21 protein-coding genes are annotated in these 24445 nt (G+C 70.3%); 11 read left to right on the top strand and 10 right to left on the bottom strand.

All coding sequences use genetic code 11. The features are described 5' to 3' along the window. Window positions 1-21 precede the first annotated feature (21 nt). Entirely contained in the window at window positions 22-1362 is a 1341-nt protein-coding gene (locus tag ACXJ1Y_RS15585) for a dicarboxylate/amino acid:cation symporter (RefSeq protein ID WP_463847094.1), read from the top strand. 69 nt (window positions 1363-1431) lie between these two features. Here the strand turns inward: ACXJ1Y_RS15585 and ACXJ1Y_RS15580 are convergent, their stop codons facing one another. Together ACXJ1Y_RS15580 and ACXJ1Y_RS15575 are read right to left on the bottom strand one after the other, a co-directional pair. Then, complete coding sequence (locus tag ACXJ1Y_RS15580; RefSeq protein ID WP_463847093.1) at window positions 1432-1866, bottom strand: BON domain-containing protein; 435 nt, start codon at window positions 1864-1866, stop codon at window positions 1432-1434. An 87-nt stretch (window positions 1867-1953) separates the two neighbouring features. After that, window positions 1954-2196 carry a hypothetical protein gene (locus ACXJ1Y_RS15575; RefSeq protein WP_463847092.1) on the bottom strand — a complete coding sequence of 81 codons (243 nt, stop codon included), beginning with the start codon at window positions 2194-2196 and terminating at the stop codon, window positions 1954-1956. Between the two features lie 427 nt (window positions 2197-2623). Between ACXJ1Y_RS15575 and ACXJ1Y_RS15570 the strand changes: the two genes are divergently transcribed. Beyond that, window positions 2624-3058 carry a GlcG/HbpS family heme-binding protein gene (locus tag ACXJ1Y_RS15570; RefSeq protein ID WP_463847091.1) on the top strand — a complete coding sequence of 145 codons (435 nt, stop codon included), beginning with the start codon at window positions 2624-2626 and terminating at the stop codon, window positions 3056-3058. A 77-nt stretch (window positions 3059-3135) separates the two neighbouring features. Beyond that, window positions 3136-3387, top strand: coding sequence for a hypothetical protein (locus tag ACXJ1Y_RS15565; RefSeq protein WP_463847090.1), 252 nt, complete (start codon window positions 3136-3138; stop codon window positions 3385-3387). Window positions 3388-3421: 34 nt separating this feature from the next. Here the strand turns inward: ACXJ1Y_RS15565 and ACXJ1Y_RS15560 are convergent, their stop codons facing one another. Next, on the bottom strand, window positions 3422-4690 hold the full coding sequence (locus ACXJ1Y_RS15560; protein ID WP_463847089.1) for an MFS transporter: 1269 nt from the start codon (window positions 4688-4690) through the stop codon (window positions 3422-3424). A gap of 278 nt (window positions 4691-4968) precedes the next feature. On the opposite strand from ACXJ1Y_RS15560, the gene oxlT reads away from it, so the two are divergent. From oxlT to ACXJ1Y_RS15535, 5 genes are all read left to right on the top strand, one after another. Next, entirely contained in the window at window positions 4969-6279 is a 1311-nt protein-coding gene (gene oxlT / locus ACXJ1Y_RS15555; protein ID WP_463847088.1) for an oxalate/formate MFS antiporter, read from the top strand. A 95-nt stretch (window positions 6280-6374) separates the two neighbouring features. Continuing rightward, complete coding sequence (locus ACXJ1Y_RS15550) at window positions 6375-7382, top strand: 2-dehydropantoate 2-reductase (RefSeq protein WP_463847087.1); 1008 nt, start codon at window positions 6375-6377, stop codon at window positions 7380-7382. A 19-nt stretch (window positions 7383-7401) separates the two neighbouring features. Further along, window positions 7402-8934: an acyl--CoA ligase gene (locus tag ACXJ1Y_RS15545; protein ID WP_463847086.1), complete on the top strand. Its 1533-nt coding sequence runs from the start codon at window positions 7402-7404 to the stop codon at window positions 8932-8934. A gap of 143 nt (window positions 8935-9077) precedes the next feature. Next, a complete protein-coding gene (locus ACXJ1Y_RS15540; protein ID WP_463847085.1) occupies window positions 9078-12533 on the top strand; it encodes a PAS domain-containing hybrid sensor histidine kinase/response regulator in 3456 nt (1151 codons plus the stop codon). Window positions 12534-12605: 72 nt separating this feature from the next. Continuing rightward, window positions 12606-13346 carry a FadR/GntR family transcriptional regulator gene (locus ACXJ1Y_RS15535; protein ID WP_463847084.1) on the top strand — a complete coding sequence of 247 codons (741 nt, stop codon included), beginning with the start codon at window positions 12606-12608 and terminating at the stop codon, window positions 13344-13346. A 9-nt stretch (window positions 13347-13355) separates the two neighbouring features. On the opposite strand, the gene ACXJ1Y_RS15530 is transcribed toward ACXJ1Y_RS15535, so the two are convergent. The 4 genes from ACXJ1Y_RS15530 to ACXJ1Y_RS15515 all read right to left on the bottom strand — a co-directional run bounded on the left by ACXJ1Y_RS15530 (window position 13356) and on the right by ACXJ1Y_RS15515 (window position 17823). Next, complete coding sequence (locus ACXJ1Y_RS15530) at window positions 13356-15149, bottom strand: IlvD/Edd family dehydratase (protein ID WP_463847083.1); 1794 nt, start codon at window positions 15147-15149, stop codon at window positions 13356-13358. Continuing rightward, entirely contained in the window at window positions 15146-16279 is a 1134-nt protein-coding gene (locus ACXJ1Y_RS15525; protein ID WP_463847082.1) for an aldose epimerase family protein, read from the bottom strand. Before ACXJ1Y_RS15525 ends, ACXJ1Y_RS15530 begins: the two co-directional genes overlap by 4 nt. A gap of 178 nt (window positions 16280-16457) precedes the next feature. Further along, window positions 16458-17348: an outer membrane protein gene (locus tag ACXJ1Y_RS15520; protein WP_463847081.1), complete on the bottom strand. Its 891-nt coding sequence runs from the start codon at window positions 17346-17348 to the stop codon at window positions 16458-16460. 223 nt (window positions 17349-17571) lie between these two features. Continuing rightward, a complete protein-coding gene (locus ACXJ1Y_RS15515) occupies window positions 17572-17823 on the bottom strand; it encodes a DUF6894 family protein (protein ID WP_243952169.1) in 252 nt (83 codons plus the stop codon). Window positions 17824-17944: 121 nt separating this feature from the next. Here ACXJ1Y_RS15515 and ACXJ1Y_RS15510 point away from each other — a divergent pair, with 121 nt between their 5' ends. Together ACXJ1Y_RS15510 and ACXJ1Y_RS15505 are read left to right on the top strand one after the other, a co-directional pair. Then, a complete protein-coding gene (locus tag ACXJ1Y_RS15510) occupies window positions 17945-18166 on the top strand; it encodes a hypothetical protein (RefSeq protein WP_463847080.1) in 222 nt (73 codons plus the stop codon). Window positions 18167-18341: 175 nt separating this feature from the next. Further along, window positions 18342-19229: a sulfurtransferase gene (locus tag ACXJ1Y_RS15505; RefSeq protein ID WP_463847079.1), complete on the top strand. Its 888-nt coding sequence runs from the start codon at window positions 18342-18344 to the stop codon at window positions 19227-19229. 9 nt (window positions 19230-19238) lie between these two features. Here the strand turns inward: ACXJ1Y_RS15505 and ACXJ1Y_RS15500 are convergent, their stop codons facing one another. Further along, entirely contained in the window at window positions 19239-20984 is a 1746-nt protein-coding gene (locus tag ACXJ1Y_RS15500; protein WP_463850135.1) for a methanol/ethanol family PQQ-dependent dehydrogenase, read from the bottom strand. A 112-nt stretch (window positions 20985-21096) separates the two neighbouring features. On the opposite strand from ACXJ1Y_RS15500, the gene ACXJ1Y_RS15495 reads away from it, so the two are divergent. Further along, window positions 21097-22227, top strand: a complete 1131-nt coding sequence (locus tag ACXJ1Y_RS15495; protein WP_463847078.1) for an epoxide hydrolase family protein — start codon at window positions 21097-21099, stop codon at window positions 22225-22227. Window positions 22228-22328: 101 nt separating this feature from the next. On the opposite strand, the gene ACXJ1Y_RS15490 is transcribed toward ACXJ1Y_RS15495, so the two are convergent. Continuing rightward, the gene (locus tag ACXJ1Y_RS15490) at window positions 22329-22637 is read right to left on the bottom strand and encodes an SCP2 sterol-binding domain-containing protein (RefSeq protein WP_463847077.1); all 309 of its coding nucleotides are present in this window, start codon (window positions 22635-22637) and stop codon (window positions 22329-22331) included. A gap of 16 nt (window positions 22638-22653) precedes the next feature. Continuing rightward, window positions 22654-24444 carry an acyl-CoA dehydrogenase C-terminal domain-containing protein gene (locus ACXJ1Y_RS15485; protein WP_463847076.1) on the bottom strand — a complete coding sequence of 597 codons (1791 nt, stop codon included), beginning with the start codon at window positions 24442-24444 and terminating at the stop codon, window positions 22654-22656. Between the last annotated feature and the right edge of the window lies 1 nt (window position 24445).

Raw genomic sequence — 24445 nt, 5'->3', positions numbered from 1 at the left:
CGTTCTGGAGGAAATGCCTCGATGGTCGCCGTCCCGTCCCCGCTCACCGCGCCGCATCCGCCGGCCAAGCCGAAACCGTTCTATCGCACGCTGTACTTCCAGGTGCTGGTGGCGGTCGCCCTCGGCATCCTCACCGGCCATTTCTACCCGCAGCTCGGCGCGGACCTGAAGCCGCTCGGCGACGCCTTCATCAAGCTCGTGAAGATGATCATCGCCCCGGTGATCTTCCTCACCGTGGTCTCCGGCATCGCCGGCATGACGAATCTCGAGAAGGTCGGCCGGGTCGGCGGCAAGGCGCTGATCTACTTCATCACCTTCTCGACGCTCGCCCTCATCGTCGGCCTGATCGTCGCGAACGTGCTGCAGCCGGGCAACGGCCTGCACATCGATCCGAAGTCCCTCGATCCGAAGACGATCGCCACCTACGCCGGCAAGGCGAAGGAGCAGAGCATCGTCGAGTTCCTGATGAACATCATCCCCACGACGGCGGTCGGCGCCTTCGCGGGCGGCGAGATCCTTCAGGTGCTGTTCTTCTCGATCCTGTTCGGCTTCGGGCTGGCCTTCCTCGGCGAGCGCGGCAAGCCGGTGCTCGACATCATCAAGGTGCTGTCGGAAGCCATCTTCGGCGTCGTCAACATCATCATGAAGGTCGCTCCGCTGGGCGCCTTCGGCGCGATGGCCTTCACCATCGGCAAGTACGGCATCTCCTCGCTCGCCAACCTCGCCTACCTCGTCGGCGCGTTTTACCTGACCTCCGCGATCTTCGTGTTCGGCGTGCTCGGCCTCGTCGCCCGCTACAACGGGTTCTCGATCATCCGGCTGATCCGCTACATCAAGGAAGAGCTGCTTCTGGTGCTCGGCACGTCGTCGTCCGAGTCGGCGCTGCCGTCCCTGCTGGAGAAGATGGAGCGGGCCGGCTGCTCGAAGCCCGTCGTCGGCCTCGTGGTCCCCACCGGGTACTCGTTCAACCTCGACGGCACCAACATCTACATGACGATGGCGGCGCTGTTCATCGCCCAGGCCACGGACACCCCGCTCTCGCTCGGCGAGCAGGCGCTGCTGCTCCTCGTGGCGATGCTCTCCTCGAAGGGCGCGGCCGGCGTCACCGGCTCGGGCTTCATCACGCTGGCCGCGACGCTCGCGGTGGTGCCCTCGGTGCCGGTGGTCGGCATGGCGCTCATCCTCGGCATCGACCGGTTCATGTCCGAGTGCCGCGCGCTGACGAACTTCATCGGCAACGCGGTCGCCTGCATCGTCGTCGCCCGCTGGGAGGGCGAGGTCGACGAGGCCAAGCTCGCCGCGACGCTGGGCAACAAGCCGGTTCCGGCCGCCGCCGCCCCGGTGATGCACGCGGCGGAGTAAGCCCCCGCCCGCCAGGACCCGCGCGATCCGATCCGCCCCGGCCCCCGCCGGGGCGGATTTCGTTCGGGCTCAGGCCACGTCGATCAGGTTGATGAGGCCGAGGAGGCCCGGAACCGTCGCCACGACGGCCTGCGCCTCGTTCTTCTGGGACGGCGCCGCCACCGTGCCGGTGAGGGTGATCCAGCCCTCCCGCACCTTCACGCGGATCGCGTCCGGCGGCAGCGTCATGGTCCAGCGGAGGATCAGGTCGGCCCGGCGGGCGAGGTCCTCGTCGCGGGGGCGCTGCGCGGCCGGGAGGCGCACCGCCACCTGATCCACCACGCCGCGCACGCCGCAGACCCTGCGGGCGACGGTCTCGGCGGCCTCCCGCGCGGCGTAGCACGTCACATGGCCGGTGAGGGTGACGATGCCGCCATCCACGGCGACGCCGACCTGGGTGGCGTCGATGCGCGGGTCGGACGCGAGCGCGTCGATCACGGCCTGCCTGACGGCGCAGTCGGTCATGAATCCACTCCCTGCGAGGCTAAAGCCCCGGCCTGCCCGGCTCCGGGAGGGAGCGCCTTGATCCAGCGCAAAGCGCGGTGGAGATGCTCAGGATACCAGTTGAGCCGCCGATTCCATCATCCGCCGCACCACCGCCTCGCGGCGGGCCTGGGCGAGGACGAGCCGGGCGGCCTTGCGCGCGTTCGCGGCCCGCTGCGCGGCGCTGGGGCAGCCGTCCCGCAGGGCGCGGACGGCCAGCTTGCGAAACCAGTTCGCGTTGGCGCGGGCGATCGCGCGGCGTTCGGCAAAGCCGTTCGCCCTGGACGGCGCTGCCTCAGCGAGGCTCGACATGACGGTGACTCCCCATACGTGTCCCGCGCGGTGCTTGCCTGCCGCTGTCCGACTCACGGGAATACGCTATACGACCGGTGTACCCCATGATCTTGCGGATTCAAAGCAGCGAAATCGAACTCAGTAATCAGCATTTACGCTTAGGTTAAATGACAGGTTCCGTGTGCGCCCACGGCCACGACTTGGTTGAGGGACATGGTGAACGAGGCTACCCTGAATTAACGCTGAAACGGCGGTATTCATCCCTGCGACATGAGGTTTCTGCAGCGGCGGCGCGGTGCGAGGACCTTGAGAGCTCTTGCGTATAGCCAAGGTATGACGTCGCGCCGGCCGGAGGGGAGGGCGCTGCAAACCCCCGCTCGTCCCCTGCGTTGATGAGGGTCGGCGCGTCCTATAGCGTCGCCCGCCCCATCAGAAGGAGAACGCCATGCACGTCACCATCGACCAGGCCCTCACGGCCATCCGGGCCGCCGAGGCGAAGGCGAAGGAACTCGGGACGCAGATGTGCATCGCCGTGGTGGATTCGGGCGGCAACCTGAAGGCCTTCCACCGGATGGACGATGCCTGGGTCGGCTCCATCGACATCGCGCAGAAGAAGGCCAAGACCTCGGTCTTCTTCGGCATGATGACCGGCCAGATCGGGCAGCTCTCGCAGCCCGGCGGCCCGCTCTACGGCATCGAGCACTCGAACGACGGGCTCATCACCTTCCCCGGCGGCATCCCGATCGTCGATTCGGAGGGTGTGATGTCCGGGGCGATCGGCGTCAGCGGCTCCACCGTCGAGAACGACCATGCCGTCGCGGAGGCCGGCGCCCGCTCCATTGGGCAGACCGAACTGCCGGCCCATCCCTGGCGCACCTGAGCGGGATTTGCGCTGGATCAAGGCGTTCCACCCGCCCCGTGGGAGGATGGCCGGCCCCCCGTGAGCGGAGCTGATCCATGCGGCAATACCTCGTGACGTTCCACAAGGTGGTCCCCGATTCCACGGGGCACGACCGGCGCATCGTGCAGGAGCGGGTCCTCGTCACCGCCCGCTCCGACGTCTCGGCGGCCTTCGCCGCCAAGGCGATGTTCTGCGAGGCCGCCGGCATCGCCGATTGGCGGATGCGGGCCGACAGCTGCGAGGTGGTCGCGCTGCCCGCCCGCCGACCCCTTCAGCCGGCGGCGGTGGGCCTGAGCCTGTCCGCGTGACCGGGTCGGCGGGGGGCGTCGTCCCCGGAAGGACCTACCGGGCGGGCCTGATGCGCGGCAGGAACGCCGCCAGCAGGCCGATGGCCGGCAGGAAGGCGCAGAGGCGATAGACGAAATCGATGCTCGTGTGGTCGGCGACCTCGCCCAGCACCGCCGCCCCGAGCCCGCCCATCCCGAAGGACAGCCCGAAGAACAGGCCGCCCACCAGCCCGACGCGGCCGGGCAGCAGTTCCTGCGCGTAGACGAGGATCGCGGGCATGGCCGAGGCCAGGATCATCCCGATCGGCACCGTCAGGGCCACGGTCGCCCAGAACCCGGCATAGGGCAGGGCCAGCGTGAAGGGCAGGACGCCGAGGATCGAGCCCCAGATCACCGCCTTGCGGCCGATCCGGTCGCCCACCGGGCCGCCGACCAGGGTGCCCGTCGCCACCGAGCCGAGGAACACGAACAGGCAGAGCTGCGAAGTCTGCACCGAGACGTGGAAGCGGTCGATCAGGTAGAACGTGTAGTACGAGTTGAAGCTCGCCATGTAGAAGAATTTGGAGAAGATCAGCACGATCAGGATGGCGATCGTCCCGACGATCTTGCCCCGGCCGAGGGTCTGGAGGGCCGCGCCGGCCTTGGCGCCGCGCTTGCCCGCCGCGAGCCGCGCCCGGTACCAGCGCCCGACCCAGGCCAGCACGCCGATGCCGGCCAGGGCCGCGAGGGAGAACCAGATCACGCTGTGCTGGCCGTTCGGCACCACGATGAAGGCCGCGAGCAGCGGCCCGAGGGCCTGCCCCGTGTTGCCGCCGACCTGGAACACCGATTGCGCCAGCCCGTAGCGCCCGCCGGAGGCCGCCCGCGCCATGCGCGAGGATTCGGGGTGGAACACGGACGAGCCCATGCCCACCAGCCCGGCGGCGACCAGGAGCGCGCCATAGGACCACGCGCTCGCCAGCAGCACGATGCCGATGAGCGAGCAGGTCATCCCCACCGTGAGGGAGAACGGGCTCGGGCGCTTGTCGGTGTAGTAGCCGACCACCGGCTGGAGCAGCGACGAGGTCAGCTGGAAGGTGAGGGTGATGAGCCCGATCTGCCCGAAATCCAGCGCGAAGCTGGTCTTCAGGAGCGGGTACATCGCCGGCACGAGGGATTGGATCAGGTCGTTCAGCAGGTGCGAGAGGCTGAGCGCGGCGAGGATGCCGTAGGTCGTCGTCTCGGCGCGGACCGGGCTCGGCGGCGACACCGCCGGCGAGGCCCCGTCGATCGCCGCCACCGGCCCCGCAGCCGCCAGCGCGTCCTCGACCCTGTGCGCGTCCATCTCGCGAACGTCCTTCTTGCGTCCAACCCCCGTGCGCGCGGTTTATGCGCCGGTTGTTTCCGCCCTGATACGGCCGGTGGCGCAGGGCGGGTTTGCTCTCCGCTTCTGTTGCAGCGCACACAAGGCCTGCCGCATCGCCGTTCAAATTTTTCAAAGCGGACACCAAATATTTTGCCGCTCTACAATCGATCATCTGCCGCACTGGCATATTGTATCGTTTATTTACTGCTTTAGAACCTTGGCCCTTAGCATTCAGGTTGCATAGGAGCCTGCCTTACATGGCCATGCCCGCCGCAGATCCAGCGCAGGGTTCCACCGCCCTCACCCCCGCCGGGGTGCGCGCTCCCGCCCTAGGGCGCTGGGGCCAGCTCGCCCTCGGCGTCCTGTGCATGTCGATGATCGCGAACATGCAGTACGGCTGGACGCTGTTCGTGAACCCGATCAACGACAAGTACCAGTGGGGCAAGGCGGCGATCCAGGTCGCGTTCACGATCTTCGTCGTCACCGAGACCTGGCTGGTGCCGATCGAGGGCTGGTTCGTGGATCGCTACGGCCCGCGGATCGTGACGCTGATCGGCGGCGCCTTCTGCGCCATCGGCTGGACGATGAACGCCTATGCCGATTCCCTCGCGATGCTCTACGCCGCGGCGGCGGTGGGCGGCATCGGCGCGGGCGCGGTCTACGGCACCTGCGTCGGCAACGCCCTCAAGTGGTTCCCCGACCGGCGCGGGCTGGCCGCCGGCCTCACCGCCGCCGGGTTCGGCGCGGGCTCGGCGCTGACCGTCGTGCCGATCGCGGCGATGATCCGCGACAGCGGCTACGAGCACACCTTCCTCGTCTTCGGCCTCGGCCAGGGCATCGTGGTGATGATCGCCGCGCAGCTCCTCGCCGCCCCCGACGCCGGCTACAAGGACCGGATGCTCGCCGGCCGCACCGTCGCCAACGCCGTCACGCGGCGGCAGTACAGCCCGTCCGAGATGGTGCGCACGCCGGTCTTCTGGCTGATGTACCTGATGTTCGTGCTGATGGCCGCCGGCGGCCTGATGGCGACCGCCTCCCTCGCCCCCATCGCCAAGGACTTCCAGGTCGACGGCGTGCCGGTCTCGATCCTCGGCCTGACCCTGCCGGCCCTGACCTTCGCGCTCACCATCGACCGGATCCTGAACGGCGTCACGCGGCCGTTCTTCGGCTGGGTCTCGGACCGGATCGGGCGCGAGAACACGATGGTCATCGCCTTCGCCATCGAGGGCGTGGGCATCCTGGCGCTGGGCATGCTGGCGCACCACCCCATCGCCTTCGTGCTGCTCACCGGCCTCGTGTTCTTCGCCTGGGGCGAGATCTACTCGCTGTTCCCCTCGACCTGCGCGGACACCTACGGCGACCGGCAGGCCACGGCCAATGCGGGCCTGCTCTACACCGCCAAGGGCACGGCCTCCCTGCTGCTGCCCGCCTTCCTGCTGATCCAGACGCAGACCGGCAGCTGGCAGATGGTGTTCTACGTCGCCTCGGGCATGGCCTTCTTCGCGGCGTTCCTCGCGATGTTCGTCCTGAAGCCCATGCGGGCGCGGTTCGTGGCCCAGAGCCATTGAGGCGAGAGCGCCGTCCCCCCTGGCAAGCGGGGCGGCGCTCCCCTACCGTACCCTGAAACCTCCCGTAGACATCCACGAGTCCTGAGCGAAGAGTCATGAGCATCGCGATCGTCGGCGCCGGGGCCATCGGCGGCTATCTCGGCGTGAAGCTGGCGGAAGCCGGCGAGGACGTCACCTTCATCGCCCGCTCGAACGCGGAGGCCATCGCCCGCGACGGCCTGCGGCTGATCGAGGAGGACGGCAGCGAGGTTCACGCCCGCAACGTGAAGGCCACCCGCTCGATGCAGGAGGCCGGGCCGCACGACCTCGTGCTGCTCACGGTGAAGGCGCATCAGGTCGGCCCCATCGCCGCCGACCTCAAGCACCTCCTGGGCCCCGACACCGCCGTCGTGACGATGCAGAACGGGATCCCGTGGTGGTACTTCACCGGGGGGCATGGCGGCCCATACGAGGGCACGCAGCTGGAGACCGCCGATCCCGGCGGGCTCATCGCGCAGCATCTCGACCCCCGCCGGGTCGTCGGCTCGGTGGTCTACCCGGCGGCCGTCCTCACCGATCCCGGCACGGTGAAGGTGATCGAGGGCAACCGCTTCGGCCTCGGCGAGCTCGACGGCTCGAAGTCGGAGCGCGTGCTCGACATCTCGCAGCGCCTGACCAAGGCCGGGTTCAAGGCCCCCGTCACCGGCGACATCCGGGCCGAGATCTGGCTGAAGCTCTGGGGCAACCTCAGTTTCAACCCGATTTCCGCGCTGACCCACGCAACCCTCGAGGACATCTGCCGCTTCCCCGACACGCGGGCCCTCGCCACGGCGATGATGAAGGAGGCCGAGCAGATCGCGAACACGCTCGGCATCACCTTCCGCGTCGGGATCGACCGCCGCATCGCCGGGGCCGAGAAGGTCGGCGCGCACAAGACCTCGATGCTGCAGGACGTGGAGGCCGGTCGCCCGATCGAACTCGAAGCCCTCGTCGGCTCGGTGATCGAACTCGGCCGCCTCGTCGGGGTGGCGTCGCCCCATATCGACAGCGTCTACGCGCTGATGCGCCTTCTGGCGCAGAGCCTGGAGCGGGCGAACGGTCGCCTCTCCATCGTCTCTGCCTGATTATTCCGAGGATTCCGACGTGGCCGCTTCCTCAACCACCCTTCGTGATCTCATCAGCGCGGGCGCGGACGGGGCGCCCGCCCTCACGAGCCCCGGCGGCGTGCCGCTGACCTTCGGGCATCTGCGCGCCCTGACCGACCGCACCGTCGCCGACCTCAACGCCCGGGGCATCGGCCGGGGCGAGCGGGTCGCCATCGTGCTCCCGAACGGCCCCGAGATGGCCGCCGCCTTCATCGCGGTGGCGGCGGGTACCACCTCGGCCCCGCTGAACCCGGCCTACAAGGCGGACGAGTTCGAGTTCTACCTCACGGACCTGCGCGCCAAGCTGCTGGTCGTGGCCGAGGGCAGCGAGTCGCCCGCAATCGCCGTCGCCGAGAAGCTCGGCATGGGCGTGGCCCGGCTGAAGCCCACCCCCGAGCAGGGCGCGGGCAGCTTCACCCTGTCCTTCTCCGGAGAGGCCGGGGCGCCTCCCGCCCAGGGCGGCCTCGCCGAGGAGGGCGACATCGCCCTCGTGCTGCACACCTCCGGCACCACCTCGCGCCCGAAGATCGTGCCCCTCAGCCAGGGCAACGTCTGCGCCTCGGCCCGGCACATCCGCACGAGCCTCGCCTTCACGGCGGAGGATCGCGGCCTCAACATCATGCCCCTGTTCCACATCCACGGGCTGATCGCGGGCACCCTGGCGCCGCTCTCGGCCGGCGGGCAGATCTGCTGCACGCCGGGCTTCAACGCCCTGAAGTTCTTCTCCTGGATGGAGGAGGCCAAGCCCACTTGGTACACGGGCGTGCCGACGATGCACCAGGCGATCCTCGGCCGCGCGGGGCGCAACCGCGAGATCATCGCCGCGACGCCCCTGCGCTTCATCCGCTCCTCGTCCGCCTCGCTGCCGCCGCAGGTGCTGCGCGAACTGGAGGAGACCTTCGGTGCCCCGGTGATCGAGGCCTACGGCATGACCGAGGCCGCCCACCAGATGGCCTCGAACCCCCTGCCGCCGCGGAAGAACCGCCCCGGCGCGGTCGGCCTCGCGGCGGGCCCGGAGATCGCGGTGGTGGGCCTGGACGGCGAGCCCCTGCCGTCGGGCGAGACCGGCGAGATCGTCATCCGCGGCCCCAACGTGATGGCGGGCTACGAGAACAACGACAAGGCCAATGCCGAGGCCTTCACCCGGCAGGGCTGGTTCCGCACCGGGGACCAGGGCACCCTCTCGGAGGACGGCTTCCTGACGATCACCGGCCGCCTCAAGGAGATCATCAACCGGGGCGGCGAGAAGATCAGCCCCCGCGAGGTCGATGAGATTCTCCTCGACCACCCGGCCGTGCTGCAATGCGTGACCTTCGCCCTGCCGCACGACAAGCTCGGGGAGGAGGTGGCCGCCGCCATCGTCCTGCGCGAGGGCATCTCCGCCGAGGAGAAGGAGATCCGGGGCTTCGCCTCCGAGCGGCTGGCGCCGTTCAAGGTGCCGGCGAAGATCGTGATCCTGCCGGAAATCCCCCGCGGCGCCACCGGCAAGCTCCAGCGGATCGGGCTGGCCCAGAAGCTCGGCCTCGCCTGACTTTCGCGTGACCGGGGGAGCGCGTAAGAAACAATTATGAGTTGCGCCTGACCCATCGGCGGCCCGACTCGCTATGACGGTCGGCCTCCGGTGTGGTGAGATCGAAGCCCTTGGACCGAGCGGTATCCGTCCCGCCTTTCTCCTTGAGTGAAGGCGTCGCGCTCCTCGATTCCGCCTGTGTCGTCGCCAGGGCGATGCTCGGCGCGCCGGCCTGCTTCGCCGTCCTCGACGGGGCGGGGGGGCTTCGGATCGCCGGGCTCAGCGGGCTCGACCGCGCCCGCGCCGAGGCGATCCTCGCCGACGAAGCGTTCCGCGACGGGCTCGGGCGCGGCGCGGAACCCGTGATCCTGCGCGAGGGGGCCGGGGATGTCGGCTTCTGCGCCTGCCTGCCCCTGCGCGCCGCCGAGGGCGGCTGGGCCGGCGCCCTGTGCGTGATCGACGAGGCCGGCCGCGCCGACCCCGACGAGGCGACGTGGGCGCGCCTCGCGGAGGCCGCGCGGCTCGCGGCCGGGGCGTTGCGCGCGGAGGAGGCCGAGCGGCGCCTCGCCTGCAGCGAGAGCCGCCACGCCCAGGCCCAGGCGGCCCGGCGGGTCGCGGAGCAGACCGCCTCGTGCGGGCATTGGCGGCTCGACGTCGCCACGCGCAAGCTGGCGTGGTCGGCGGGCATCGCGGCGATCTTCGGCCGCAACACCATCCTTGAACAGGTCCCCCTCGCGACCCATTGCAGCTACTACCACCCGGACGACCGGGGCGAGGTCGAGCGCCGCATCCTGAACGCCCTCGACGGGCGGGGCCGCCTGCCGCGCGGGGGCTACGAGCACCGGTCGCGCATCGTGCGGCCCCACGGCGAGATCCGCCATGTCAGCGTGCGCGGCATCGACGAGCGCGATCCGGCGGGACGGCTCGTCGCCATCCACGGCATCTGCCTCGACGTCACCGAGTTCACCCAGACGGTGCAGGCGGCGGAGGAGGCGGGGGCGCTGCTGCGCGCCACCCTCGACGCCCTCGACCTCGGCATCGTCGTCACCGACCGGCACGAGAAGGTCCGCGCCGTCAATTGCCGCGCGGCGGGCCTGCTCGGCCTGCCCGAGGACGCGCTGCGCCTCGGCGAGGCCTTCCTGCCCCCCGTCGGCGCGGCGGCGCTGATCCGCCGAAGCGTCCTCGCCGGGGGCGGGGCGGTGCATGTGGTGGCCGAGGCCGGCGCGCTGCCCCCGGGCGAGGGCCGCTACCGGCTCATCACCGAGCACGCCAGCGACATCATCGTCTTCAGCGACCTCGACACGACCCGGCGCTACGTCTCGCACGCGGTGACGCCGATCCTCGGCTACGACCCGGCGGAACTCGTCGGCACGCGCCCGCGCGACTTCGTCCACCCGGAGGACATGCCGGCCTTCACCCGCTCCCTCGACGCGATGCTGAGCGGGCTTCAGGACACGGCGCTCACCGCGGCGCGCTACCGCCACCGGGACGGGCATTGGGTGTGGCTCGAACTGGCCTTCGCCCTGGTCCACGATGCCGAGAGCGGCGCGCCGGAGGGCTTCGTCTCGACCCTGCGCGACATCAGCGCCCGCATGGCGGCGGAGGCCGAGGCGCGCACCGGCGAGGCGCGGAACTGGGCGGCGGCCGAGGAGCGGCTGCGGGTCATGCAGGCGCATTCGGATTTCACCACGGCGGCGAGCGCGGCAATCCTCGCCCAGCTGGCGGAGGGGGTGATCGTCACCGACGCGACCGGGCGGATCACCCTGGTCAACGTGGCGGCGGCGGCGATCCACGGGGTCTCGCGCCTCGATGTCGAGCCCGATGCCTACAGCGAGACCTACCACCTCTTCACCGAGGACGGCGAACCCTACCCGCCCCACGACCTGCCCCTCGCGCGGGCGGTGCGGGGCGAGACCGTGCGGGAGGCGCGCTGGCGCATCCGGCGGCCGGACGGCGCGGAGGTGATCGCGGTGGGCAGCGCGCAGCCCCTGCGCGGCCATGACGGCGGCGCCATCGGCGCGGTGCTGACCCTGCGCGACGACACCGCGCGCCTGGCCGCCGAGGGGGCGCTGCGCACCCTCAACGCCACCCTGGCCGAGCGCGTCGCGGAGCGCACCCGCGAGGCCGAGGCGGCGCGGGAACTGGCGGAGGCGGGCAGCCGCGCCAAATCGGAATTCCTGGCCTCCATGAGCCACGAGATCCGCACGCCCCTCAACGGCATCATCGGCTATGCCGACCTGCTCCTCGACGAGGGCGGCATCGGCCTGCGCATCCGCCAGTACGGCGAGCGCATCCGCTCGGCCGGGGCGGCCCTGCTCACCGTCGTCAACGACGTGCTCGACGTGTCGAAGATCGAGGCCGGGCAGGTCGAGATCGCCCGGCGCCCCTTCGCCTTCGCCACCCTCGTCGACAACGCCCTGTCGATCGTGCGCGGCCTCGCCGAGGCGAAGGGCCTCGCCATGGGCGTCTCCCTCGATCCCGCCCTTCCCGCCTGGTTCAGCGGCGACGAGGACCGGCTGCGGCAGGTGCTGCTCAACCTCCTCAACAACGCCATCAAGTTCACGCGCTCGGGCCGGGTGGACCTCACCGTCGCGGTGACGGGCACGCGCGGCGACATCGTGGACCTCGACATCCGGGTCAGCGACACCGGCATCGGCATTCCCGCCGACAAGCAGGACCGGCTGTTCCGGCGCTTCAGCCAGGTGGACGGCTCCTACCGCCGGGCCCATGACGGCGCCGGGCTCGGCCTCGCGATCTGCAAGAGCCTCGTGGAGCTGATGGGCGGCACGGTGCGCGTCGAGAGCGTGGAAGGGGAGGGCTCGACCTTCGCCTTCACGGTCGGCCTGCCCCGCGCCCCCGCCCCGGTGGGGGCCGCGCGGTGCCCCGGCGACCGGCGGGCGCGCACGCCCCGCCGCCTGCTCCTCGCCGAGGACGTCCCCCTCAACCAGGACCTCGCCCGCGCGATCCTGGAGGCCGAGGGCCACTCGGTCGAGGTCGTGCCGGACGGCGCGGCGGCGGTTCGGGCGGTGGAGGCCGGCGATTACGACGTGGTCCTCATGGACGTGCAGATGCCGGTGATGGACGGCGTGAGCGCGACGAAGCTGATCCGCGCCCTCGCGGGGCCGAAGGCCGCCGTGCCGATCATCGCCCTCACCGCCAACGTCCTGCCGCAGCAGATCGCCGAGTTCCGCGAGGCCGGGATGGGCGGGCATGTCGGCAAGCCCTTCGTGCGCGCCGACCTGCTCGACGCCATCGACCGCTGCGCGGACAAGGGCAGGGCCGGCGCGACGGCCCGTCCGGTGCCGGAGCCCGCCGCCCTCGACGCCATCGCCGCCGTGGTCGGGCAGGATCGCGTCCACGGGCTGCTCGTGGCGCTGGCCGCCGAACTCGACTCCCGCTTCGGCGCGGGCGTCGGCCCGCAGGCGCGCGACGGCGTCGCCCAGGACGCCCATGCCATGATCGCCGCCGCCGCGATGCTCGGCTTCACCGACCTCGCCCGCCTGTGCCGGGATGTCGAGACGGCCTGCCGCGAGGGGCTCGACTACGACCCGGTGCTCGCCGACCTCCGGCGCTACAGCGCGGCGGTCGTCACCGAGATCGGCCTGATGCAGGCGGCGTGAGGCGCCCCGCCTTGCGCTCGCCCGCGCCTGCGGCTTAGGTCGCGGTTCGGGCGTCGGAACGCGGAGGGGGCGGTGGAACGCGGGGGCGGCGGCGAGCGCGTGGGGCTTCCCCCCGCCACGGCCGGACAGCGCATCCACGGCTCGGTGGCCCGCACCCTGGGCATCGCGATCCTCGCCGGCCGCCACGTGCCGGGCGAGGTGCTGCCGGGGGAGATCGAGTTCTCCGAGCAGCTCGGCGTCTCCCGCACCGCCTACCGCGAGGCCATGCGCATCCTGAGCGCGAAGGGCCTCGTGGAGAGCAAGCCGAAGATCGGCACCCGGGTCAGTGCCCGCAGCCGCTGGAACCTCCTCGATCCCGACGTCCTGGCCTGGGCCTTCGAATCGGAGCCGAGCGAATCCTTCATCCGCGACCTGTTCGAGCTGCGCCAGATCGTGGAGCCCGCCGCCGCCGCCCTCGCGGCCGAGCGCCGGACGGAGGCCGACCTCGCGCGGATGGGCCGGGCGCTGGACGACATGGCCCGGCACGGCCTCGCCACCCCGGAGGGGCGCGCCGCCGACCGGGCCTTCCACCACGCGGTGCTGGAGGCGACGCGCAACGCGCCGCTCCTGTCCCTGTCGAGCTCCATCGCGGCGGCGGTCTCGTGGACGACGCTCTACAAGCAGCGCCGCCGCGCCCTGCCGCGCAACCCGATGCCGGAGCACCGCGCCCTCCACGCGGCGATCGCGGGGGGCGATCCCGTCGAGGCGCGGGAGGCGATGTCCGAACTCATCCGCCTCGCCCTCGCCGACACCGAGATGTCGATGAAGGCCTGAGGCCGGGCCTCAGTGGTTGTCGCGGGGCAAACCCTTGGTCTGGGCGATGCGCTGGAACGCCTCCGCGCCCTCCAGGATGGCGCCCGTGTGCATCTGGCCGACCACGGCCCGCTGCATCGCCTGCCAGGGAGTCTGCGACTCGGGATAGGCGTAGCCCCCCGCCGCCTCCAGGGCCCTGCGGCGCTCGGCGATCTCGGTCTCCGGGATGAGCATGTCGGCGGTGCCCCGGCGCAGGTCGATCCGCACCCGGTCGCCCGTGCGCAACAATGCGAGGCCGCCGCCCGCCGCCGCCTCGGGGGAGGCGTTGAGGATCGAGGGCGAGGCCGAAGTGCCCGATTGCCGCCCGTCGCCGAGGCAGGGCAGGGCGAAGACGCCCGCCTTGATGAGGTGCGCGGGCGGGCGCATGTTCACCACCTCGGCGGCGCCGGGATAGCCCACCGGCCCCGCCCCGCGCATCACGAGGAGCGTGTCCTCACCGATGTCGAGCGCCGGGTCGTCGATGCGGTGGTGGTAATCCTCCGGCCCGTCGAACACGACGACGCGGCCCTCGAACGCCTCCGGGTCGTCCGGGTTCGAGAGGTAGCGGGCGCGGAAATCCTCGCCGATCACGCTGGTCTTCATGATCGCCGCGTCGAACAGGTTGCCCTTCAGCACGAGGAAGCCCGCCGCCGCCTTGAGCGGCCGGTCGAAGGGGCGGATCACGTCCTCGTCCTCGATCGTCGCCCCCCGGCAATTCTCGCCGATGGTGCGGCCGTTGACGGTCAGCGCGCCCTCGCGGATCAGGCCCTGGCCCATCAGCTGCGCCACCACCGCCGGCAGGCTGCCCGCGCGGTAGTAATCCTCGCCGAGATAGGCGCCGGCCGGCTGCAGGTTCACGAGGAGCGGCACGTCGAGGCCGTAGGTCTGCCAGTCGGTGACGTCGAGTTCGACGCCCATGTGGCGGGCGATGGCCGCGAGATGGATCGGCGCGTTGGTGGAGCCGCCGATGGCCGAGTTCACCACGATGGCGTTGAGGAAGGCGTCGCGGGTGAGGATCTCGGAGGGCTTCAGGTCCTCCGCGACCATCTCCACGATGCGCTTGCCGGTGCGGTAGGCGGCCTCCTGCCGGTCGCGGTAGGGGGCGGGGATGGCGGCGCTGCCCGGCAGCATCATTCCCAGCGCCTCGGCCAGGGTGTTCATGGTCGTGGCCGTGCCCATCGTGTTGCAGAACCCGGTGGAGGGCGCCGACGAGGTCACGAGCTTGATGAAGCCCTCGTGGTCGATCTCGCCCGCCGCCATCATCTCGCGGGCGCGCCAGACGATGGTGCCCGAGCCCGTGCGCTGGCCCTTGAACCAGCCGTTCAGCATCGGCCCGACCGAGAGGGCGATGGCCGGGATGTTCACGGTCGCCGCCGCCATGAGGCAGGCCGGGGTGGTCTTGTCGCAACCGGTGGTGAGGACGACCCCGTCGAGCGGGTAGCCGTGCAGCAATTCCACGAGGCCGAGATAGGCGAGGTTGCGGTCGAGCCCCGCCGTCGGGCGCTTGCCGGTCTCCTGGATCGGGTGGACCGGGAATTCGAGGACGATGCCCCCCGCCTCGCGGATGCCCTCGCGGATGCGCTCGGCGAGCACGAGGTGGTGCCGGTTGCAGGGCGACAGGTCCGAGCCCGTCTGCGCGATGCCGATGATCGGCTTGCCGGAGCGCAGCTCCTCCAGGCTGAGGCCGAAATTCAGGTAGCGCTCCAGATAGAGCGCCGTCATGTCGATGTTGTCCGGGTTGTCGAACCACGCGCGGGAACGGAGTTTGCGGGGAGCGTCGGTCATCGGCCGGTCCGATCGGGGCTGGAGGAGGGCGGGAAGCGGTAGGTGATCACGTTGCGGAACGTGCCGCCGGGATCGAGCCGGGCCGAGCCGAAGCCCGGCTGGTTCGGCGTGTCGGGGAACAGTTCGGGCTCGATGGCGAAGGCGTCCGACTGCCGGTAGGCGAGGCCGGATTTCCCGGCGCTCGTCGCGTCGAGCATGTTGCCCGAGTAGAGCTGCACCCCCGGCGCCGTGCTCGCCACTTCGAGCACGCGGCCGGATGAGGGATCCTCCACGCGGGCGACGAGGCGCGGCGCCTCCGCCGGACCCTCGGAGATCACGTAGTTGTGGTCGTAGCCGTGCCCGCGCAGCAATTGCACCTCGCTTCCGTCGCGGATGCGCGCGCCGAGGCTCCGCGGCTGGCGGAAATCGAACGGCGTGCCCGCGACCGGCGCGAACTCCCCGGTCGGGATCTGCGTCGCGTCGACGGGCGTGTAGCGCTCCGCCGGGATCGTGACGACGTGGTCGAGCACCGGGCGGCCGGACGCCTCCCCCGCTAGGTTGAAGTAGCTGTGGTTCGTCAGGTTGACGATGGTCGGCCTGTCGGTCGTCGCGCTGTAGGCGATCCGCAACGTGTCGGGCGCCGCGAGCGTGTAGGTGACGCTCGCCGTCAGCGTGCCGGGGAAGCCGCCCTCGCCGTCGGGGCTGACGTAGCGCAGGGTCACGGAGGGCGTGGTGCCGCCCTCCACGGACTGGACCTGCCACAGCCGCCGGTCGAACCCGTCCGGCCCGCCATGGAGGGTGTTCGGCCCGTCATTGGTCGGCAGCGTGTAGTCGCGCCCGTCGAGGGAGAAGCGTCCGCCCCGGATGCGGTTGGCGTAGCGCCCGACGCTCGCCCCGAAATATTGCGGGTGGTCGAGATAGGATCCGAGGTCGGCATAGCCGAGGAGCACGTCCGCCGGGCGCCCGTCGCGATCCGGCACGTCGAGGCAGCGGAGCGCCGCGCCCCAGGTGATGATCCGCGCGGTGAGGGTGCCGTTGGAGAGGATCACCTCCTCCACCACCCGGCCATCGGGCAGGGTGCCGAAGGGTTTCCGCGCGGTCTCCCCCGCCACAACGGCCACGTCCTGTATCGCCGGCGTCCCGTCCACCATTCCGTGTCCTCCCCAGCGTCGCCTTCGCCGGATGGACCCGTTCTATACTCAGACAAATAAGCTGACAATCGCAGCGGAGCGGCGCCTCCGCGAACACGAAAAAGGGCACGGAGGAGACCTCCGTGCCCCAGTTCCGGCCAGCCCCGACGAGTCGGGACCGGCGCGGTGAAATGCGATCCTAGTAGGTGCCGAACTTGTAGTTCACACCGGCGCGGATCACGGCGAACTCGGTGTCGCGGCGGATGTTGGCCGGGCCGGCAACCACGGTCACGCCCTGGGAGCCGGTGGTGACCAGCTGGCCGAGGTTGTTGGTGGCGAAGGCGCCGGCAGCGTTGCGGTTGCGGTCCAGGTTCACGTACAGGCCTTCCACCTTCACCGTCACGGCGGAGGAGCGGAAGAAGTTCAGGAACGAGTCGGTCGGGAGAGCGTACTCGATACCGCCGCCGACGGCGTAGCCGGTCTGGAAGTCATCGGAGCTGACGCCGCTGCCGAACTGACGGCCGCCGCCCGCGCCGTAGGCGAAGCCGCCCGTGGCGTAGAACAGGGTGCGGTCGAAGGCGTAGCCGAGGCGGCCGCGCACGGTGCCGAAGTAGTCGAGGCCCGAGAGGCCGTTCGGGTTGAAGATCAGCGTGCCGGGGACGATGGCCGCGCCGTTGGCGCCGATGGCGGAGAACCGGTTCCGCTGGCGGCCGAAGTCAGCGTACTGGGCGTCGGCTTCGATACCGACGACCACGCCCGAACCCGGGGTGAACTGGTAGTTGTAGCCGATCTGACCACCGCCGACGAAGCCTTCGTTGCCGGAGGAGTTCGAGAAGGCGAGGACGCCGCTCTGGAGGGTGTTGCCGGTCGCGAAGATGCGGTTGGCGGGCGAGACGCCGACGACCGTGCTGGCCGAGTTCGACGAGGCGTCGAAGCCGTAACCGGCGTTGAAACCGGCGTAGAAGCCCGTCCAGGTGAAGACCGGCACCGGGGTGAACACCGGCGGCGGAGCGCGACGCGGAAGGTCGGCGGCGGTGGCGGCGGCGGTGAGAGCCGTGAACATCGCCAGGGAGGTGACGAGTCTCTTCATGATTGTGCGAACCCCAGAAGTCTGTCCCGATCGAGATGACTTTTAGCGGAAAGCGCCTCTGAAGACTGTGTCGGCAAGGTTACACCGGCATCCGAACTGCGGCGAGATGGTGGCCGGAAGGGTGTCGGCCAAGCCATTCGAGGTGAAAAAACCCTTTTATCCACAGCGCGTTATCTCATCCTGCAATCGTGGCGGGAAATGGGACGCGCGGCCTCGCTTGTGTCTAGGGAGCCCCGTCCGCCGGTCGGATTCGGGCCTGCGTGAAGGGCCTGACCAGCACCCTGCGGCCCTCTCCGTCGTGGACGTCGACGATCCAGCGCGTCCAGTCGGCCTCGCCTGATTCCATCAGGGCGAGGGCCACCCGGTCGGCCTGGGCGCGGACCTGCGCCAGGGTCGGCAGCCGCCGGCCGCGCAGGTCGAAGGCGGCCTCGCCGTGGGGGCCGACGCAGTGGAACCGGTAAAGCCGTGTCGGCACTGCCGTTTTTCCCCACCATCCACAGAGGTCCACCGCGATTCCGGCCATCGTCCGCCGGGGGCTTGAACCGAATCGGCTGCCGCGCTTTGTTCGCCATATGTTCTAGTGGAGGTTGAGCGGGATGCGAGGGCTTTCGAGCGAATCGCCTGCGCCGGTCTGGACGCCGACCGAGGCGGAGACCATTGCGCTGGCCTATTACCGGGCGCACCAGCGGGATGGCTGGGCCGCCCTGGTCCACGCCATCGAGGACGCACTGGACGACCTCGCCGCCGCCGACGCGGCGATCCGCGAGCGCGGGCGGCAGATCTCCCACGGCTACGTGCGCGGCCAGCCGAAGGAGTGAGCGGTCCGCCGAAGTCCTTCGCAGCGTGCCGCATCTTTCGCCGCGCCACGCCCGACATTTAAGCGCGCTTCGTCTTGCTGGCCAAAATAGCCGGGCGCACTCTTCCGAGTGATCGCCGCTCGCTTATCATGCAATGACTGAACTTTGCCTTCGGCGATCGACCGGGAGGTATGGGATGAACGGAAGCGTGCTGATCTCTCCGTCCGAATGCGAGGCAATGCTGGCGGCCGGCGGCGTCGTGCTGATCGATACGCGGGCGCCTGCCGCCTACGCGGCGGGTCACATCGCGGGGGCGGTCAACATCCACGACATCTTCACCTACCTCGCCACCACGACGCCTGAGGGCGTCCTGGAGATGAAGGACAAGTTCGCGGAGACCTTCGGCGCGGCGGGCCTCGGCGGCGAGGAGACCGCCGTGATCTACGAAGCCTCCATGGATACGGGCTTCGGCCAATCCTGCCGCGGTTGGACGCTGCTCACCTATCTCGGCTACCCGAAGGTGAAGATCCTGCACGGCGGCTTCTCGGCCTGGACGGCCGAGGGCAAGCCGGTGACGGACGAGGCGACCGTGCCGAGCCCCAAGACCTTCCCGGTCGATCCGGCGGCAGCCTCGCTCTTCGTGGACCTCGACGGCATGAAGGCGGCGGTGGCGGACGAGGCGGTCGTCAAGCTCGACACCCGCGACGTGGACGAGTGGGTCGGCACCTCCTCCTCGCCCTACGGCAAGGATTTCTGCCCCCGCAAGGGCCGCATCCCCGGCGCCCGCTGGATCGAGTGGTACCGGATGATGAAGCCGACCTCCGCCGGCAAGATGCTGAAGGCGAAGGAGGAAATCCTCGCCGAATGCGCCACGGTCGGCATCGGCGCGGACACGCCGGTCGTCCTCTACTGCTTCAAGGGCGCGCGCGCCTCGAACACGCTGGTGGCCCTGAAGGAAGCCGGCATCAAGGACGTGAAGCTCTATTTCGGGTCGTGGAACGAGTGGTCCCGCGACCCGAGCCTGCCCATCGAGGAGGGCTTCCCCGGCACGAAGGCGGCGCCGATGCCCATGGCGGCGGAATAGGCGCCCCCGTCACTCCGCCAGCTCGAACACGGTGAGCTGGCCGCCCGTCGCGGTGTACTGCGACAGGGCGGCGTAGCCGCCGACCGCGCCGGACCCGTCCGCCGGGTCGGTCAGGCCCGCCGCGAGGCCGATGCCCGCCCAGCCGCCGATGCCGGAGAGCACGGCCACGTATTGCCGGCCGTCCGCCATGTAGGTCGTGACGTTGCCGACGATGCCGGAGGGCGTCTTGAAGCGGTAGAGTTCGCGCCCGTCGCGGGCGTCGACGGCCTTCAGGGTGCCTTCCAGGGTCCCGTAGAAGACCACGCCCCCCGCCGTCGCCAGTGCCCCGGACCAGACCGAGAAGGGCTCGGGCTTCGACCACGCGATGCGCCCCTTCGCGCCGTCCCAGGCGATGAACGCGCCGGTATGGCTGTCGCCCTCCGGCGGGTGCAGGGTCAGCGTCGCGCCGACATAGGGCTGGCCGGGGGTGTAGGTGACGCGGAACGGCTCGTAATCCATGCACATGTGGTTGGTGGGCACGTAGAACAGGCCGGTCTGCGGCGAGTAGGCGGCGGGCTGCTGGTTCTTGGCGCCGAGCGCCCCGGGGCAGATGCCCTTCGTGACTTCCTCCTCGCCGGCCTCCTCGGGGGCGAACCGCTTGGCGAGGACGGGGCGCCCGTAATCCGGCCGGGCGGGGTCCTGCTCGACCTTCGTCGCCCAGTTGACGCTGGGGTCGAACTTCTCCGCCACGAGGAGCGCGCCGGTCGCCCGGTCGAGGGTGTAGCCGAAGCCGTTGCGGTCGAAATGGGTGAGCACCTTGCGGCGCGTCCCGCCGATCTCCTGCTCGGTCAGGATCATCTCGTTGACGCCGTCGAAGTCCCACTGGTCGTGGGGCGTCATCTGGTAGACCCAGCGCGCGACCCCCGTGTCGGCGTCGCGGGCGATGATCGCCTCGGCCCACCGGTTGTCGCCGGGGCGCTGGGCCGGGTTCCAGGTCGAGGGGTTGCTCGTGCCGTAATAGACGAGGTTCAGGGCCGCGTCGTAGGAGAACCAGCCCCAGGCGCAGCCGCCGCCGATCTTCCACTGGTCGCCCTCCCAGGTTGTCAGGGAGGACTCCTTGCCGACCGGCTTGCCCAGCGACGTGGTCTTGTCGGGGTCGAACAGGATGTCGGCATCCGGCCCCACCGCGTAGGCACGCCAGCGTTGTTTTCCGGTTGCCTGATCGTAGGCGGTGACGGGGCAGCGAGCGCCGTATTCGCCCCCCGACAGGCCGACGATCACCGTGTCACCCACCGGCAGCACGGTGGCGGTGTTGGTCTCGCCCCGGCCGGGATCGCCGTTCTTCACGGACCAGAGCACCTGTCCCGACGCCGGATCGAGGGCGACGAGGGTCGTGTCCGCCTGCTGCAGGAAGAGCCGCCCGTTCGCGTAACTGAGCCCGCGATGGACCGTGTCGCAGCACATCACCGCCATCACATTCGGGTCCTGGCGCGGGCTGTAGCGCCAGAGGATCTTCCCCTCGTGGGCGAGGTCGAGGGCGTAGACGATGTTCGGGAACGGGGTGTGCACGTACATCACCGAGCCGACGACGAGGGGCGCCCCCTCGTGCCCGCGCAGGACCCCGGTGGAGAAGGTCCAGGCGACCTTGAGGCGGGCGACGTTGCCCGCGTCGATCTGGGTGAGGGGCGAGTAGCGGGTGTTGGCCGCGTCCATCGTCTGGAGCACCGTCTCGGCGCGGGCGGCCGGGGCAGCGGGGAGCGCCAGGGCGGCGAGCAGGCCGAGGGGGCGAAGGAATCGGGTCACGGAGGATCCTCGCGCGATGAGCGGGGCGTCATGCAGCCCCGGCGTCTGTCCCGCGTTTCCCGTGCCGAGAGCAAGGGACCCTCACATGCAGCCTTTCACCCTGACCTGGGATGCCGACCGCCTCGCGTGGCTGCGGGAGCGGGTGCGCGCCTACCGGATGCCGCGCCTGCCCGAGGGCGCCGGCTGGCGCTACGGCTGCGACCCGGATGTCCTCCGCGATCTCTGCGCCTACTGGCTCGACGGGTTCGACCACGAGGCGGCGGCGGCCGATCTGAACCGCTTCCCGCAGTTCCTGGCGCGGATCGAGGATCTCGACATCCATGTCGTGCATGTGGTGGGCGAGGCGCGGGGTAAGCGTCCGCTGCTCCTCACCCATGGCTGGCCGGGCTCGGTCTACGAGTTCTGGCAGGTGATCGAGCCCCTGGCCTTCCCCTCGCGCTTCGGGGGCCGGGCGGAGGATGCGTTCGACGTGGTGGTGCCGGCGCTGCCGGGCTTCGGCTTCTCCGGCAAGCCGAGGGCGCCCATCGGGCCGCGCACCACGGCGCGGCTGTTCGACAGGCTGATGCGCGAGGAACTGGGCTACGCGCGCTACCACGCGCAGGGCGGCGATTGGGGGGCGGGCGTCACCGCGTGGCTCGCCCTCGACCATGCGGCGAGCCTTGAGGCGATCCATCTCAACTACCTGCTGGTCCAGCCCGATGCGGAGCCGTCGAGCGAAGCGCAGACGCGGTGGCGCAAGGGCGCCCTGGACGCCCAGGGCCGCCTCGGTGCCTATGCCGACCTGCAGGGCACGAAGCCGCTCTCGCTGAACTACGCGATGGCCGACGAGCCGGTGGCGCAATTGGCCTGGCTGGTGGAGCGCTTCCACGATTGGGCCGACCTGCGCGAGCGCCCGTTCGAGGCGGTGTTCCCGAAGGACGTGCTCCTCACCAATGCCCTGTTCTACCTCGCCACCGACAGCTTCGGGACGGCGACGTGGTACTATGCCGGGGCCCGCGAAGAGGGCGCCCGGCGGATGCCGGAGGGCAGCCGCGTCACGGTGCCCACCGCCTTCGCCGCCTATCCCGATCCGCGCACCCTCGCCCCGCCCCGGGACTGGGTGGAGCGCGGCTACGCCGTGAGCCGCTGGCGCGACATGCCGCGCGGCGGGCATTTCGCGGCGATGGAGGTCCCCGACCTGTTCGTCGCGGACCTCCGGGAGTGGGCGCGGGGCTAGGGCAGAGACGCACTCACTCCGTTCATGCGTCTCTGCCCTAGCGTCTTGTTCTTGCATCAATTTTTCCAGACACGGCTGACGCCTTCGTCTGGATCGATGCACTAGGCGTCGAGGAGCCCGGCGAGCTTCATCGCCACCCCTTGCGAACCCTGCACCTTCAGCCGGCCGGTGGAGAAGGCCATCATCGGGCTCAGCTTGCCGTTCACCAGCTTGAGCAGGTTGTCGGAGCTGAGCTTCATCACCGTGTCGGCCTCTCCACCCTCGGCGGTGGAGACGTCCACTGTGCCGCCGGTGGCATCGAGGAGGATGCTGCCGCCGTCGGTGAGGTCGAACCGCACCTTGTAGCCGAGGGTGCTCAGCGCGTCCGCGCGCTCCTCGATGGATTCGACCAGGGTTCCGATATCCGCCATCACGCCACTCCGTTTCTCAGAACATCGCTTCGTCGAGGGCCATCATCGCGCCCTTGCCCGATTTCACCGCCGCCAGCAGACCCGCCACCTGGGGCAGGATGCGCTCCATGTAGAAGCGCGCCGTGGTGAGCTTCGCCTCGTAGAAGTCGCGCTCGTCGGTGCCGGCCCTGAGCGCCGTGTGGGCGACCTTGGCCGAGCGCAGCCAGACATAGCCCAGCGCCACCAGCCCGAAGAGGCGCAGGTACTCGGTGGCGGCGGCGCCCGCCTCCTCCGGGTCCTTCATCCCCTTCTGGGCGATGTGGGCGGTGGCGAGTTGCAGCGCGCCGAAGGACTTGGCGAGCGGCTGGGCGAGCGGCGCCAGGTCGTCGTCCTCGATGGCCTCGTCCAGGAAGGCGAGGACGGGGTGGAAGAAGCTGCGCAGGTAGCGCCCGGCATGGGCCGGGAGCTTGCGGCCGACGAGGTCGAGAGCCTGGATGCCGTTGGTGCCCTCGTAGATCATCGAGATCCGGGCATCGCGGACATATTGCTCCATGCCGTGGTCGCGGATGAAGCCGTGGCCGCCATAGACCTGCATGCCGATGCTCGCCGACTCGAAGCCGAGATCGGTGAACAGCGCCTTCACCACCGGGGTCATCAGCGCGGAGAAATCCTCCGCCCGGCGCCGCTCGGCCGGGTCGGGATGGTGCTCCATCACGTCGAGGCTGCGGGCGACCCAGGCGCCGAGCGCCCGGCAGCCCTCGTTGTAGGCGCGGATCGTCATCAGCATCCGCCGCACGTCCGGGTGGACGAGGATCGGGTCGGCGGGCAGGTCCGGCCGCTTGGTCCCGACGAGGGACCGGCCCTGAAGCCGCTCCTTGGCGTAGGCGACGGCCCCCTGGTAGGCGGCCTCCCCCGCGCCGAGGCCCTGGATACCCACCGACAGGCGCTCGCTGTTCATCATCGTGAACATCGCCCGCATGCCCTTGTGCGGCTCTCCGACCAGCCAGCCCTTGGCGTCGTCGAACGACATCTGGCAGGTGGCCGAGGCCTTGATGCCCATCTTGTGTTCGAGGGCCGAGCAGGTGACGCCGTTGCGCTCCCCCGGCGTGCCGTCCGCGCGGGGCAGGAACTTCGGCACGAGGAGCAGGCTGATGCCCTTCACGCCCTTCGGCGCGTCGGGGAGCTTGGCCAGGACGAGGTGGACGATGTTCTCGGTGAGGTCGTGGTCGCCCGCCGAGATGAAGATCTTCGAACCGGTGATGGCGTAGGAGCCGTCGCCCTGGGGCACGGCCTTGGTCCGCAGCAGGCCGAGATCGGTGCCGCAATGGGCTTCCGTCAGGCACATCGTGCCCGACCACGTGCCGTCCACGAGCTTGGGCAGGTAGGCCGCCTTCAGCTCCTCCGAGGCGTGGCCTTCGATCGCCTGATAGGCGCCGTGGCTCAGGCCGGGATAGAGGCCGAAGGAGAGGTTGGTCGAGCAGATCATCTCCTCGACCAGCTTGTTGATGCCCGCCGGCAGGCCCTGACCGCCGAAGGCCGGGTCCGCGCCCATGGCGGTCCAACCGCCCTCGCGGAACGCCCTGTAGGCTTCCGGAAAGCCCTTCGGCGTGCGCACGACGCCGTTCTCCAGGCGGCAGCCCTCCTCGTCGCCGGAGGCGTTCAGCGGCAGCAGGCGCTCCGTGCAGAACTTGCCCGCCTCTTCCAGGATGGCGTCGGCGACGTCGGGGGTGAAGTCCTCGTGGCCCGGCAGGGGCGGGGCGTCCGGGTCGGCGTAGAGCTCGTTGAGCACGAAGCGCATGTCGCGCAGGGGAGCCTTGTAGGTCTGCATC

It is taken from the genome of Methylobacterium sp. TK26, assembly GCF_055361565.1.
Note: the sequence above shows the minus strand (reverse complement) of the source record. Positions and strands in the feature narration are given on the sequence as shown.